Here is a 12,679-nt window from a genome sequence, read left to right as displayed (position 1 = left end):
GAATTCCCGATGTCGATCAACCTTCACGGCCGCTCGGTGCTCACGCTAGACGATCTCACGGCCGACGAGATCCGCTTTCTTCTGAAGCTGGCCGCCGATCTCAAGGCGGCCAAGCTCGCCGGACACGAGGTACCGCGTCTTGTCAGAAAGAACATCGCGCTGATCTTCGAGAAGGATTCGACGCGCACCCGAACCGGATTCGAGGTGGCAGCCTATGATCAGGGCGCCCACGTCACCTATTTCGGCCCCACCGGCAGCCATATCGGCCACAAGGAATCCATGAAGGATACAGCGCGCGTACTCGGCCGCATGTACGATGCGATCGAGTATCGCGGTTTTGGCCAGCACCAGGCCGAACTGCTTGCCGCGCACGCCGGCGTGCCTGTCTACAACGGCCTTACCGACGAAGCGCATCCGACACAGATCCTCGCCGATTTCATGACCATGCGCGAGTTCACGCACAAGCACCTTTCGGACATGACCGTCACCTTCGTCGGCGAAGGGCGTGACAATGTCGCGCTATCGCTGGCACTGGGCGCAGCCAAGGTCGGCATCGACATGCGCATTGCCTCGCCAAGGGAACTTTGGCCGGACGAGGAATTCTGCGCCCATGTCAGAGACCTTGCAGCACAAAGCGGCGGCCGCTTCAGGCTGGACGAAGACGTGACGGGCTGCGTCCAGGACGCCGACTTTGTCTACACCGACGTGTGGATGTCGATGGGTGAGGACAAATCGGGCTGGGCCGAGCGTATCCGCCTTTTGACCCCCTATCGGGTCACGAGCGAAGTGATGGCTGCCGCCGGCAACCCTCATGTCAAGTTCATGCACTGCCTGCCGGCATTCCACGACACCGACACCGAGATCGGCGCGTTCATCGCGAAGGAGTATGGCATCGACTGCATGGAGGTCACTGACGAGGTGTTTGAATCGGGCGTATCGATCGTCTTCGACCAGGCCGAAAACCGCATGCATACGATCAAGGCCCTGCTCGTCGCCACGATCGGCAACTGAGATGCTGATTGTCGTTGCACTCGGAGGCAACGCGCTGCTGCGCCGCGGCGAACCGATGACCGCCGAGAACCAGCGCGCCAACATCAAGCGCGCCTCATCTGTACTCGGGGCACTCGTCGGCGAAGGGCACTCGATTGTAGTCACGCATGGCAACGGCCCGCAGGTGGGCCTGCTTGCCCTGCAGGCGGCGGCCGTTCCGGACGGCGGCGCATTCCCACTCGACGTCCTTGGCGCTGAAAGCGCCGGCATGATCGGCTATGTGATTGAGCAGGAACTCGGCAACCTCCTAAAGGAAAGGCTGTTCGCGACCCTGCTGACGCAGGTGAAAGTCGACCCGTACGATCCGGCTTTCGCTCACCCGACGAAGCCGATCGGCCCGGTCTATGACGAGGACACCGCACATAGGCTTGCCAACGAACGCGGCTGGCAGATCGCGCCCGATGTCGATAAGTGGCGCCGGGTCGTGCCCTCGCCCAGGCCGCTGGAGATTCTTGAAGCCTCCGTGATTTCGTTTCTCGTCGAACGCGGCGTCATCGTCATTTGCACGGGCGGCGGCGGAGTCCCGGTGATAGCGCGGGACGACGGCAGCCTGTGCGGTGTAGAAGCCGTTATCGACAAGGATTTGGCGAGTTCACTTCTCGCGCGCCAGTTGAAGGCCGACATGCTGCTGATGCTGACCGATGTCGATGCGGTCTATGCTGGCTACGGCACCGCCACCGCCCGCGCGCTCCGTCGGGTTGCAACGACCGAGATATCCGGGCGGGATTTTGCGGCCGGCTCCATGGGGCCGAAGGTCAGCGCCGCAGTCGAGTTCGCTGATGCAACGGGCAAACCTGCAGCGATCGGCAAGCTCGATGATGCCAGCGAAATCGTCAGAGGAGAGCGCGGCACACGGTTCGAAGCCGCCGCTCGTCTCGCTCAGCCTGTCGAAGGGACTGCCTGAGCCCCCGCCGTCGCGAAATAACGGGCTGCGTCTTTCGCCATCCGGCCAGTACACCAGCGCGCGTATGCATTCGCAAAGATCAGGCCAAGCCAACGGGACGGTGCCGCTTCCGGCAGGTCGTATTCGATGAAGACTCGAAGCCGGGACCCTCTCGCCTCGGGCACTATTTCGAAACCCATGCGATAGCGGCCGATCACCCAAAGATTTGGCGCTCCGATGGTCTCCCAAACCTTCAGTTTGGGCGGCGTCCGGATTGTAACCACCTGTTCGGCGGACAGCGCAATTCCAAGTATCTTTCCATGGAATCCGAACTTGGAGCCGATCAAGCGGGCTTCGCCTGCATCGAATTCGTAGTCCATTTTCGAACCGAGCATCATCCATGACGAGGTGCTCATATGGGCACCCAGATGCCTGTGGTCATCAAGATAGGCAAACAAGGTCTCGGCCGCGGATTCTATTCCGACGATAGTTTCGGTGGAGCGGGACATTGCTGGCATATCTCACCTCCGGTTCATCCCGGGTTTCTCGGGTGAAAGACCTCAAACTAAGCGCTCTCTCGGAGCCGCGGCATTGATTTGCGTCAAAGTGGCGATGCCGGTTTGGGCTACATTAAATGTATGAAAATCGCGTTGGCTCAGCTTCAGTTACTGCTGTCCGTGATTCTCCTGATCGCAGGCGGTGTCATCGGGCAGGCTTCTGCAACGGGCTCTGTTGCCGGTGTCACTGCTAGCGTTGCGACACTCGCAGCGAGCGCCTCGCACAGGGTGATGGGTCCCGTCGCTTCCACAGACCAGGAAAATCACCGCGCCCCATGTGATGACTGCTCGGATTGCATGCACGCGACCGGCTTCGGCTGTTGTACTGCGGGCATTTCCGCCAGTGACCCCGGCGTCCTTGACTATGCGCCGGTTGCCATCCGCTTTATGGCAGGAAGGCTGTTCCTGGCAACGGGTATCGACCCCGAGGCCCTCCTGCATCCTCCCCAGGACTTGGCCTGATATCGCGCCGTCGCAACCCTAGTAACTGTTGAATCCAGCAGTGTCTGTCGGGGCCCCATAACGCGCGAACGATCCGCTAGAACATAACCAGCAGCGGCGATCTGGCTGCCTTGAGCACCCGTTCAAAGTTCGCCTGCAGGTTCACACCAACGACAAGGAACCAGTCATGAAAACCCACCATCGATTGATCACGCTTGCCGCATTCGCAACTCTGTCGGGCGCGGCTTTTGCCCAGACCGATCCGCATCATCCGGCGCCCGAGGCACCACAAGCCGAGACAGTGGCACCGGCCCCGGGTGCGATGCCGGGCGGATTGCCCGAGCAATGCACGACGATGATGTCCACGATGCAGAAGATGATGCCCATGATGCAGAAAATGATGCCCATGATGCAGCAGATGATGCAGGGCGGCATGATGCAAGGCGACCAGGGCGGCATGATGCGGGGCGGCCAGGGCGACATGATGCAGGGCGGCCAGGGTGGCATGATGCAGGGCGGCATGATGAACATGCCGATGGACACTGCCAACATGCCCGAGTCCTCCAAGGCCTATATTGAGGCCATGAAGCGGATGGACAGGCCGATGATGCAGGGCATCCAGTCCGACGATCCCGATGTCGCTTTCGTCCAGGCGATGATTCCGCACCACCAGGGGGCCATCGATATGGCTCGTACGGTCCTGCATTTCGGCAAGGATGATCGGGTCAAGGTCTGGGCCAATCAGATCATCGCGGCCCAACAGGCCGAAATCGCCGCGATGCAGAAATGGCTCAAGCAGCACGCGAAATGACAGGAGGAACAAATGAACAAACTCAGCATTCTGTCCGTCGGCATTGCGCTGAGCGTGACGCTGGCCCTGATGAGCATGCTCTGTGCTCTGGCCTTCGCCATCTGGCCGGACGCAACGCTCGATTTCCTCGGCGCCTTCATGCACGGGCTCGACCTTGGTCCGATTAGATCGACGGTGCCGATGAGCTCCGGCCGTGTTCTCTACGGCGTTCTCGGCCTTGGCATCGTCGGGCTGCTGGCTGGTGTCCTTTACGCCTCGATCTACAACGTCCTCGCCACCGGACGCCGCTAGGCAAGTCGAGGTCCACTCATGCAAGCTGCAGTCAATCCATGGACGATGTCGTCCGCAACCCTTGCGCTGGCGGGGACGACAATCGCCGGCATCGGGCTGTATTTCATCATTCTCAGGCCGCCACTGCTGCCCGAGGACATCCGCTACATGCATCTCTCGGCCGCCGAAATTGAGACCATCGGTCCACGTCTCGCGGTGTGGCTCACGCATGTCTTTCAGGTGCTCGGCGGCTACGCTCTCGCCACTGGCGTTCTCCTGATTGCGCTGGCGATCACCGCTTTCAGAGCGCGCCACCCGATCGCGGTGGCCGGCGCTGTGGTCGGAGGAGCGTCGTCCATCGGCTTGATGTCGGTGGTCAATTTCACGATTGGCTCCGACTTCAGATGGCCCCTGCTCGCCTGCGCGCTGATCTGGACCCTGAGCCTCGTCGCTTTCGCCTTCGAAACCTACGTTTCGTCAGCCATGCCGGGCGATGACAACCGCTAGCGATCAAAGGAACCCAACCCATGAACCCCGACACACACCGCATGTCCGGTCCGCCGACCGGGTCCGAACCAGAAGCTGAGGTCGAGGCAGGAACGCGCGGATTTTGGACGTCGAAGACCGGCCTTGTTACGATCGCCTTTCTGCTGATCGCCGCGTTTTTCCTTCTCACCGAACACCGGGCCCACACCTTCGGTGTCCTCCCGTTTCTGCTGCTGCTCGCCTGTCCTCTGCTTCACGTCTTCATGCATGGCGGCCACCGCGGGCATGGCGGGCAGAAGGAAAACTGAACCGGGCACGCAAGATGGCACCGCTCGCAACAAAGGAGCATGACCATGGTCGAGCAATCTCCCGCCTACGGCCTCTGGGGCCTGGCGATAATCAACTCGGCGGTTTTCATCCTGTTCGCATTCAGCTTCTTCAAGCCGCGGACCGGCCGTGACTGGCGCTCCTTTGGTGCATTCAGCGCCTTCCTGGCAGCGCTGTTCGCCGAAATGTATGGCTTCCCCCTGACGATCTATCTGCTCTCTGAATGGCTGCAGTCACGATACCCAGGCATCGACTGGTTCTCGCATGATGCCGGTCACCTGCCGGAGATGATGTTCGGTTGGCGTCTCAATCCGCATTTCGGCCCCTTTCACGTTCTCAGCTTCTTCCTGATCAGCGGCGGATTCATGCTGATCTCGACTGCCTGGCGGGTGCTTTACGAAGCGCAGCGTCACAATCGGCTCGCAACGGGTGGGCCATATGCCTCCATCCGGCACCCGCAATATGTCGGCTTCGCCCTCGTCATGGCGGGCTTCCTCGTGCAGTGGCCGACGCTGCTGACGCTAGCGATGTTTCCCATTCTGGTCGCCATGTATGTGCGGCTTTCCTTCATCGAGGAGCGTGAAACAAGAAAGGAGTTCGGCGACGCATACGACCGTTATGCCGCTCGCGTGCCCGCCTTCTTTCCACATGTGGACAGACTGTTCGGTTCCTCCGGCGAGCACCGTGCGCCTTGAGGGCAGCTGGCCGCATCACCGGCGGTGGCAGAACAGGCAAATGGGCGTTCCATTGTCACTGCCTCTACCGCATGGCGAGCGGCATGATGTCGACCCTTGCCTATCGGGCTTGTGACATTCCGAGGGCCGCGACGAACCAGGGCTTGCATGGCAACGATGGCAGTGCGGTAGGAAGCACAGGAGACTGTTGATGAAAAAGGTCAATCTAGAAGTGCGCGACCTTGTCGGCATGATGGATTTCGCAGCGGTCGAAAAACGTCTGGTGCCTCTGCCGGGAGTCGCCGGCGTCGCGATGAACGCGGGATCGACCACCGCAACCGTCGAATTCGATGAAATGCTGACGAACCCGGAGACTCTTGCCAAAGAAATCGAGGTTTGCGGTTTCCATTGCCGCGGGGAGACCGTGCCCCGGCATCTCTGCTTTCCCGACGGCACAACGATTCCGCTGGGACATCCGCGGGCCACCTCCGGACACCCCGGGCACGATGACGCCGAGCACGATCGTGGGGGGCGCGCCGCCATGATCCGGTCGGGCACAACTGGCCAGGGGACGGTCGCAGCCAACGCGCCGCACGATGCCATGGCCCATGAGATGGGACACGGCGCCGGCATGGACATGCAGGGCATGGTCAAGGACATGCGCAACCGGTTCTTGATCAGCCTGGTGTTCGCGCTGCCGATCTTCGCCATGGAGCCGATGGGCCTGGGTGAGCCCTGGCTGCATCCACCTTTCGGGATGAGCGAGGCCCTGGCGATGTTTTTCCTCGCCAGCGCCGCGATCCTCTATCCTGTCTGGCCCTTTCTGGTCGCCGCCTGGCGGGCGCTGCGCAACGGCGTCCTCAACATGGCCGTGCTTGTGGTGCTGAGCGTCGGCACCGGCTACCTGTTCAGCGTCGGGACGACCTTCTTCTTCGAGGGGCAGCAGTTCTACGAGGCCGCGAGCGTCCTTCTCGTGTTCATCCTGCTCGGCCACTGGCTCGAGATGCGCGCACGCGCCGGGGCGTCGGCCGCAATCAGAGCCCTGCTTGATCTTGCCCCGCCCATGGCCTCCGTTTTCCGCGATGGCAAGGAGGTCGAGGTTGCGACCGCGGACGTCGTGCTCGGCGACATCGTGGTCCTGCGGCCCGGCAACAAGCTACCTGTCGACGGCGAGGTGATCGAAGGCACGTCGACGATCGATGAATCGATGCTGACCGGTGAGTCGATGCCGGTGAGCAAGAAAGTCGGGGACAAGGTCATCGGCGCAACGATCAACAAGAGCGGGACGCTGCGCTATCGCTCCACCAAGGTGGGTGCCGACACTGCCCTTGCCCAGATCGTCAAGCTGGTCCAAGAAGCCCAGAATTCGAAGGCGCCGGCGCAGTTGCTCGCCGATCGTGCCTCGCAGTGGCTGGTGCTCGCTGCGATCGTCATCGGGCTTACGACCTTCGGTGTCTGGTTCTGGTGGCTCGGCCAGCCCCTGCTTTTCGCGATGACGTTGACTATCACTGTCTTCGTCATCGCTTGTCCCGATGCGCTCGGCCTCGCAACGCCTATGGCTGTCATGGTCGGCACCGGTCTTGCTGCTACAAACGGGATCCTGTTCAAGAATGCCGCCGCTCTCGAGGAGGCAACCAAGCTCAACGTGATCGTGTTCGACAAGACCGGCACGCTCACTATGGGTCAGCCCAAGGTCGTCGAAATCGTCCCCGCCGCCGGCGTTTCTTCCGACGAGGTTCTGCAAGTCGCAGCCGCAGTGGACCAGGGATCGGACCATCCGCTGGCCCTCGCCATCGTCGAACGAGCCGGAGACCTGAAGCTTCCCAAGGTTTCTGGCTTTCTGAACATCGAGGGCAAGGGCGCCGGTGCCACCATTGATGGAGGCCAGGTCTTCCTCGGCAACCGGCGCCTCATGGACGAGCATGAGATCAATCTTCTGGCACTTGGCGAAAGGGCAGAGACGCTCAAGGGCGAAGGCCGCACTGTCATCCATGTGGCACGCTCCGACAAGCTGCTCGGGCTCATCGCGATCGCCGATACGCCACGTCCAACCGCAATTGCAACGATTGCCACTCTGCATGAGCAGGGTGTGCGCGTGGCCATGCTCACCGGCGACAATGCCGGCACCGCCAAGCGCATCGCGAATGTGCTCGGCATCGACATCGTTCTGGCCGATGTGCTGCCTGGGCAGAAAGCTGAGAAGATCAAGGAGTTGCAAGGGCAAGGCCTGAAGGTCGGCATGGTCGGCGATGGCGTCAACGACGCGCCAGCCCTGACACAAGCCGATGTCGGGTTCGCCATCGGTGCAGGCACTGATGTCGCCATCGAAAGCGCCGATATCGTGCTGATGAAGAGCGAACCCTACGATGTGGTTGGTGCCATGACGCTCTCGCGCGCCACGCTACGCAAGATGCATCAGAACCTGTGGTGGGCGGTCGGATACAATCTCATTGCCTTCCCGATTGCGGCCGGCGTGTTCTACCCGTTCCTGCTGAGCCCCGAGCTTGCGGCGCTGGCAATGTCGGGCAGCTCGGCTCTCGTGGCCGTCAACGCCCTGCTGCTGAAGCGAACCAGGCTCGAGGGTATCCGGCCCGCCGCCGGGCCGGCGACCGGAAGTCCCGCGCACGCACACCCAAGCGGTGCCCGCGCATGAGCGTATCTATGCAAGGCTCCATGCCTACGCCGTGGACCTGCGTACTTCTTTGGCCTCGGCCTTGTAGTTGCGCTCGACAGGGCGGCGTCGAGACGACAAAGGCCGTCGAAATCGTGCCCGACGCAGTCTCACCGTAGGACGCATTCAAACAGGCAGAATTACTACTAGCTACGGTTGTCGCTTACATGATCAAGGGCATCGAGCGGGTCGAGAGGGAAGGGCAATCAATCGACTGCTATCAAACTGAGGCGGCGTCCCGGCGGGTCCTTGCGCGCAGCGGCTCACCGACGCCCTTGTTCCTCTATCGCCTTCAGCCGCACGACTGAAACCGAGCAAAGCGCCTGTGCTACCACCTTGGTAGAAACACTGCCGAGATGCCGGCGAATGGCGGAAGACGCCCGTGCCCCGACAACGATATGCCCGACGTCGTTGTGCTCAGCGTAGTTGAGGATCGCATCGGCGGGGCTGACCGCCTCCAGAACATGATAGCTGATGCGATCCTCCGGCAGATGTAGCGGACGGGACCAATCCTTCAGCGCAACCAGCCGCTTCAAATATTCCGAACGGCCCGACTCGTCCACCGTGGGGGTGTCGCCGATAATCTCGGTCTTCAGAACCGTCACACAGGCCAGCCAGGAATCTTGTCGCGAGCCAAGGACGCGCGCGGTTTCGTTCAAGACCTCTTTAGCCAGCGGATCGTTCCCATTGGCCAGATCAACCGCAACCAACACAATCGACGGTCCGGATTGAAGCCTGGAATCCGTCGGCTTGCCAACAAGCGACCGATCGTCCGTCTTGCGAAACAGACCGAGGATCGTGGCCCAAATTCCCTTGCTCCGAGGCAGGTGCCTCACCACCACCACCTGATCGGGGTTCCTTAGATCGGACAGGACGTGAGCGGCGTCGACATATCGCTTGGACCTGTCCACCTCCATGCACCGCAGTATGATTGCCTCCAACCACCGCGGAATGGCTCCGTTCAGGTCCCGCGGTGGCCTGGGGGCGTGGTAGAGCCTTCGCTTCATTCCGGCGAAAGTCGCTGGTCGCCCGAACGGTTCTTCGCCTGTTGCCAGCTGGTAAAGAATGCAGCCAAGCGCAAAAAGATCGCTTGCAGGGTCGCCTCTTTCGCCGAGTACTTGTTCGGGTGCCATGTAGGCGGCGGAGCCCATCGGCACGGAGCTTTCCGCGCCGAGAAGATCGGGAAGCTCTGCATGCCGCGCGAGCCCGAAATCGAGGAGCACCGCGCCGCGCTCGGCAAGAATGACATTTTCGGGCTTGAGATCGAGATGCACCACTTTCTGGCGATGCAGGGCGGCGAGCGCCTTGGCAATTTCGGAGCCGACCCTCGCGACCTCGTCAGCTGGCATTGGCGCATTGCTGATCAACTGCGCCAGGCTTGTGCCGGTCACGAACTCCATGGCTATGAAAGGAATTTCTGAAAGGCTTCCTGAGGCCACGAAGCGGGGTACATGCGGACCCGACAAGCGCCTGAGGATCAACTCTTCCGCCTCGAAGCCCAGTATGACGGAGACATCGCCTCCCGGATCCAGGAAAGGGACTTTCAACGCCAGCGGGAAATCGAACTGCGGGCTGTTTGCGCGCCAGAGCGAGGCCATGCCGCCGGACGCCAGTCGTTCGACCAGTTCGAAACCATCGATGATTGCCCCTGCCCCAAATCGCTGCACCAGATCGTCTCCAACCACCCTATCGTCCGATCTTCAATCGCATCCCCAGCCATGCCGGCAACCCAAAGTCAGCAATCTTTCGAGCGGTCTCCTCGTAGGCGTAAGGCACACGGATCATGGAGACCTCGTGCCGCTGCGTATCGACGAGAGTGAAGCAGGCCGCCGGATTGCCGTCGCGAGGCTGGCCGACCGCTCCGACGTTCACGACGAGCCGTCCGACCGCGGATAACGGCGCAGCCACATTGGCCAGCGGTTGAAAACAGATCGGCCGGCGACCTGGCAGCGCGTAGTAGATGGCCGGGGTATGGGTGTGGCCGCAGAAGACGAAACGGGCCACGCTTGAAGACAGGCAGCGCTCTGCTGAATCCACGTCGCGGATGTATAGCCATTTTCCCGGCCGTTCCGCGCTGGCGTGAACATATTGCCGGTCTTCCGACGTTAACGACAGCGGCAAACGCGCTAGGAAATCGACATGCGCCGAGGTCAAACGTTCACGCGTCCAACTGGCCGCGATCCGAGCATTCTCCGTCATGCCGCCCTTGTTGAAGGCTATCGCTTCGTCATGGTTTCCCATGACGCAGAGCGCGCCTCGATCGACCAGGTCCGCAGCCGTTTCGACCGCATAGGCTGGGTCGGGCCCGTAGCCAACCAGATCGCCAAGCAATACCAACTCGTCCCATCCGCGCTCGCCAACCACCTCGAGAACCGCATCGAGCGCCTCGCGGTTGGAATGGATGTCAGACAGGATCGCGATGCGCATTCGTTTCCATCTGGACCTTGCAAGCTCGCCCTGCCAGTCAAACGACGGCGCTAACAAAGTCAATGCGACCGCATGCGGTCCAAGAACCCTCGTGCTTCGCGCGCCTAAAGCAAGACCCCGTCTCCGTGGAGCGGTGGCGTCGGCTTCGCCGAAGTCGAGGCCGCCGCTCCCGTTTTCGGTATCTGGTTGAGCATCAAGCGAATGATCAGGAAGACATATCCAACTTGCAGGACGACCAGTGTGAGCACAGCCCAACCGAGTGCAACCCAACCCGAACCTGTTTCCTCACCGGTCCAGATCGCCACGACAAACGACGTCACGAGCATGCCCACCAGAAATTGCGGAAAATACATGGCGGCCTGCCCCGATCATTTAGCGACAGGGCTTTCAACAACCTCCGGGGCGCCCGCGCTTTGAGTTGAATCAAATCTTACCGTGGATATTTCCAATCCATTTAGGCGTGCAGAACCTAAGTATGTGCATAAGGCCAAGTTCGGCGTTCGGGCAGGTTCCGGCTTCTCTCATATGCTGTAGCGCCAACCAGGGCGGCCCCTGCCGCCTCGGTCGGTGCGGGCTTCGAGCACACCCAACAATGCTGCCCCCGCGGCCTGCGCCGACCACCTTGATGATGCAATTGCGATGCAGCCAGCTCTCCTCATGCCAGCATCGCAAAGTCCGTCTTTTTGGCGTTGAGGCAAACGGTGGCGCCCATGCCATCCTCGGCGGATGCAATGTCGTCTGGGTGCCCCCACTAAGTAGTTTCCCGTAGGGACATAACCGAATTTCGCTGCCCGCCGATTCGCGCGATTGCTGTTGCCGGATCACGGAGAAGCAGCCATGTACGCTCACACGACCTCCACAATTTCACTGCCGCCACACGTGCCACAGTCGAGCCTGCCGGCAGTTCTGGACAGCGTGCCGTTGCAGCCCATCAACTTCTTCCAGGCCGGTTCGGAAATCTATGCGCAGGGGGAAAAGGCCGGAGCTCTCTACCAGGTCGAGTTCGGCGCCGTCCGCATCTATCGCCTCCTTGCCGACGGCCGCCGGCAGATCAGTGCCTTCCACTTGGCTAGCGAGACATTCGGTTTCGAAGCCGACACGACACATCATTTCTTCGCCGAAGCAATCAACGCGACCGGCATCCGGGTCTATCGGTTCGCTGCCGGGGCGGATGTCTCCCGCCAGTTGCTGCCCCTGGCCCTCAAAGGTTTGACCAGGGCGCAGGAACACCTCCTGGTCCTCGGTCGCCAGAATGCCATCGAACGGGTGGCCGCGTTCCTGGTCGACATGGCAGAGCGGCAAGGCGGATTGCAGCAGGTCGATCTGCCGATGTCTCGAGTGGATATCGGCGACTATCTCGGGCTCACAATCGAGACCGTGTCGCGAGTCTTCACCCGGCTGAAGGACAAGGGCGTTATCCGCCTGCTGAACCTGCGCAGCATAGAAATCGTCAAGCAGGACGCGCTTCAATACATGAGCGAGTGAGGGCGCGCGCGTTGGAAAGAGACACGACAACAGCGCCCCAGCACAACCTCGGATCGGAGACCATATATAACGATGGTTAGCACGCTTACCACGCATACCGGGTTTCGCTTCGATGTACGCCGCGCACGCCCCGAAGATGAGCCCGCCCTGGCGGAGTTCTTCACCCATGTGACGCCGCAAGATCTGCGCTTCCGCTTTCTCGGCGGAGTGAAAGAGGTCTCGCATGAACGGCTGGTAGCGATGACTCGCTCCGACGATCCGCATATCAATAACTTTCTGGCGTTCTCGACCGACGGAGCGTTGATCGCAGTGGCGACACTCGCCAGCGACGCTGCCGACCGGCGCGGCGAAGTCGCTATCTGCATTCGCCAGGACCGCAAGAATCTCGGCGTCGGCTGGGAACTGCTTGCCTATATCGCAAGGTATGCCGACGGGATCGGCCTCGAGACAATCGAGTCGATCGAAAGCCGTGAGAATCGTGCTGCAATCGAGCTTGAGCGCGACATGGGATTCACTGTTGCCACTGACCCCGACGACCCGACACTTCTCCTGGTTCGGCGAAAGCTCGGCACCCCCCTGCCCCGGTAGCGACCGGTC

15 protein-coding genes are annotated in these 12,679 nt (G+C 61.2%); 11 read left to right on the top strand and 4 right to left on the bottom strand.

Going from position 1 to position 12,679, the window contains the following annotated elements; translation table 11 throughout:
* The first annotated feature begins 9 nt into the window (after positions 1-9).
* Both argF and arcC read left to right on the top strand, forming a co-directional pair.
* Positions 10-1,011, top strand: a complete 1,002-nt coding sequence (gene argF, locus JG743_RS17580) for an ornithine carbamoyltransferase (RefSeq protein WP_202292066.1) — start codon at positions 10-12, stop codon at positions 1,009-1,011.
* Between the two features lies 1 nt (position 1,012).
* Positions 1,013-1,954, top strand: coding sequence for a carbamate kinase (gene arcC, locus JG743_RS17575; protein ID WP_202292065.1), 942 nt, complete (start codon positions 1,013-1,015; stop codon positions 1,952-1,954).
* Here the strand turns inward: arcC and JG743_RS17570 are convergent.
* Positions 1,930-2,451 (bottom strand): SRPBCC family protein, encoded by a 522-nt coding sequence (locus JG743_RS17570; protein ID WP_244672815.1) that lies wholly within the window; start codon positions 2,449-2,451, stop codon positions 1,930-1,932. The two genes, arcC and JG743_RS17570, sit on opposite strands and share 25 nt — an antisense overlap.
* Positions 2,452-2,571: 120 nt before the next feature.
* On the opposite strand from JG743_RS17570, the gene JG743_RS17565 reads away from it, so the two are divergent.
* The 7 genes from JG743_RS17565 to JG743_RS17535 all read left to right on the top strand — a co-directional run bounded on the left by JG743_RS17565 (position 2,572) and on the right by JG743_RS17535 (position 8,152).
* Positions 2,572-2,952 (top strand): hypothetical protein, encoded by a 381-nt coding sequence (locus JG743_RS17565; RefSeq protein ID WP_202292064.1) that lies wholly within the window; start codon positions 2,572-2,574, stop codon positions 2,950-2,952.
* 166 nt (positions 2,953-3,118) lie between these two features.
* Positions 3,119-3,742, top strand: a complete 624-nt coding sequence (gene copM, locus JG743_RS17560; protein ID WP_202292063.1) for a CopM family metallochaperone — start codon at positions 3,119-3,121, stop codon at positions 3,740-3,742.
* Between the two features lie 12 nt (positions 3,743-3,754).
* Complete coding sequence (locus JG743_RS17555; protein WP_202292062.1) at positions 3,755-4,033, top strand: DUF5676 family membrane protein; 279 nt, start codon at positions 3,755-3,757, stop codon at positions 4,031-4,033.
* An 18-nt stretch (positions 4,034-4,051) separates the two neighbouring features.
* The gene (locus tag JG743_RS17550; protein WP_202292061.1) at positions 4,052-4,519 is read left to right on the top strand and encodes a hypothetical protein; all 468 of its coding nucleotides are present in this window, start codon (positions 4,052-4,054) and stop codon (positions 4,517-4,519) included.
* 20 nt (positions 4,520-4,539) lie between these two features.
* Positions 4,540-4,806 carry a DUF2933 domain-containing protein gene (locus tag JG743_RS17545; protein ID WP_202292060.1) on the top strand — a complete coding sequence of 89 codons (267 nt, stop codon included), beginning with the start codon at positions 4,540-4,542 and terminating at the stop codon, positions 4,804-4,806.
* Positions 4,807-4,851: 45 nt separating this feature from the next.
* Complete coding sequence (locus JG743_RS17540; RefSeq protein WP_202302684.1) at positions 4,852-5,520, top strand: methyltransferase family protein; 669 nt, start codon at positions 4,852-4,854, stop codon at positions 5,518-5,520.
* Between the two features lie 190 nt (positions 5,521-5,710).
* The gene (locus JG743_RS17535; RefSeq protein ID WP_202292059.1) at positions 5,711-8,152 is read left to right on the top strand and encodes a heavy metal translocating P-type ATPase; all 2,442 of its coding nucleotides are present in this window, start codon (positions 5,711-5,713) and stop codon (positions 8,150-8,152) included.
* Between the two features lie 281 nt (positions 8,153-8,433).
* Here the strand turns inward: JG743_RS17535 and JG743_RS17530 are convergent, their stop codons facing one another.
* From JG743_RS17530 to JG743_RS17520, 3 genes are all read right to left on the bottom strand, one after another.
* Positions 8,434-9,855, bottom strand: coding sequence for a bifunctional serine/threonine-protein kinase/universal stress protein (locus JG743_RS17530; RefSeq protein ID WP_244672814.1), 1,422 nt, complete (start codon positions 9,853-9,855; stop codon positions 8,434-8,436).
* Position 9,856: 1 nt separating this feature from the next.
* On the bottom strand, positions 9,857-10,597 hold the full coding sequence (locus JG743_RS17525; protein WP_202292058.1) for a metallophosphoesterase family protein: 741 nt from the start codon (positions 10,595-10,597) through the stop codon (positions 9,857-9,859).
* Between the two features lie 104 nt (positions 10,598-10,701).
* Positions 10,702-10,950, bottom strand: coding sequence for a hypothetical protein (locus JG743_RS17520; protein ID WP_202292057.1), 249 nt, complete (start codon positions 10,948-10,950; stop codon positions 10,702-10,704).
* A gap of 484 nt (positions 10,951-11,434) precedes the next feature.
* Here JG743_RS17520 and JG743_RS17515 point away from each other — a divergent pair, with 484 nt between their 5' ends.
* Both JG743_RS17515 and JG743_RS17510 read left to right on the top strand, forming a co-directional pair.
* Positions 11,435-12,082 carry a helix-turn-helix domain-containing protein gene (locus JG743_RS17515; RefSeq protein WP_202292056.1) on the top strand — a complete coding sequence of 216 codons (648 nt, stop codon included), beginning with the start codon at positions 11,435-11,437 and terminating at the stop codon, positions 12,080-12,082.
* A gap of 72 nt (positions 12,083-12,154) precedes the next feature.
* Positions 12,155-12,670, top strand: coding sequence for a GNAT family N-acetyltransferase (locus tag JG743_RS17510; RefSeq protein WP_202292055.1), 516 nt, complete (start codon positions 12,155-12,157; stop codon positions 12,668-12,670).
* Positions 12,671-12,679: the final 9 nt, after the last annotated feature.

It is taken from the genome of Mesorhizobium sp. 131-2-1, from assembly GCF_016756535.1.
GTDB lineage: Bacteria > Pseudomonadota > Alphaproteobacteria > Rhizobiales > Rhizobiaceae > Mesorhizobium.
The sequence above is the reverse complement of the archived record's forward strand: the minus strand, read 5'-3'. Positions and strand labels throughout refer to the sequence as shown.

Coding starts and splice junctions, on each gene's coding strand:
- argF (WP_202292066.1), top strand. CDS start 10: ATGTCGATCAACCTTCACGGCCGCTCGGTGCTCACGCTAGACGATCTC.
- arcC (WP_202292065.1), top strand. CDS start 1,013: ATGCTGATTGTCGTTGCACTCGGAGGCAACGCGCTGCTGCGCCGCGGC.
- JG743_RS17570 (WP_244672815.1), bottom strand. CDS start 2,451: ATGCCAGCAATGTCCCGCTCCACCGAAACTATCGTCGGAATAGAATCC.
- JG743_RS17565 (WP_202292064.1), top strand. CDS start 2,572: ATGAAAATCGCGTTGGCTCAGCTTCAGTTACTGCTGTCCGTGATTCTC.
- copM (WP_202292063.1), top strand. CDS start 3,119: ATGAAAACCCACCATCGATTGATCACGCTTGCCGCATTCGCAACTCTG.
- JG743_RS17555 (WP_202292062.1), top strand. CDS start 3,755: ATGAACAAACTCAGCATTCTGTCCGTCGGCATTGCGCTGAGCGTGACG.
- JG743_RS17550 (WP_202292061.1), top strand. CDS start 4,052: ATGCAAGCTGCAGTCAATCCATGGACGATGTCGTCCGCAACCCTTGCG.
- JG743_RS17545 (WP_202292060.1), top strand. CDS start 4,540: ATGAACCCCGACACACACCGCATGTCCGGTCCGCCGACCGGGTCCGAA.
- JG743_RS17540 (WP_202302684.1), top strand. CDS start 4,852: ATGGTCGAGCAATCTCCCGCCTACGGCCTCTGGGGCCTGGCGATAATC.
- JG743_RS17535 (WP_202292059.1), top strand. CDS start 5,711: ATGAAAAAGGTCAATCTAGAAGTGCGCGACCTTGTCGGCATGATGGAT.
- JG743_RS17525 (WP_202292058.1), bottom strand. CDS start 10,597: ATGCGCATCGCGATCCTGTCTGACATCCATTCCAACCGCGAGGCGCTC.
- JG743_RS17520 (WP_202292057.1), bottom strand. CDS start 10,950: ATGTATTTTCCGCAATTTCTGGTGGGCATGCTCGTGACGTCGTTTGTC.
- JG743_RS17515 (WP_202292056.1), top strand. CDS start 11,435: ATGTACGCTCACACGACCTCCACAATTTCACTGCCGCCACACGTGCCA.
- JG743_RS17510 (WP_202292055.1), top strand. CDS start 12,155: ATGGTTAGCACGCTTACCACGCATACCGGGTTTCGCTTCGATGTACGC.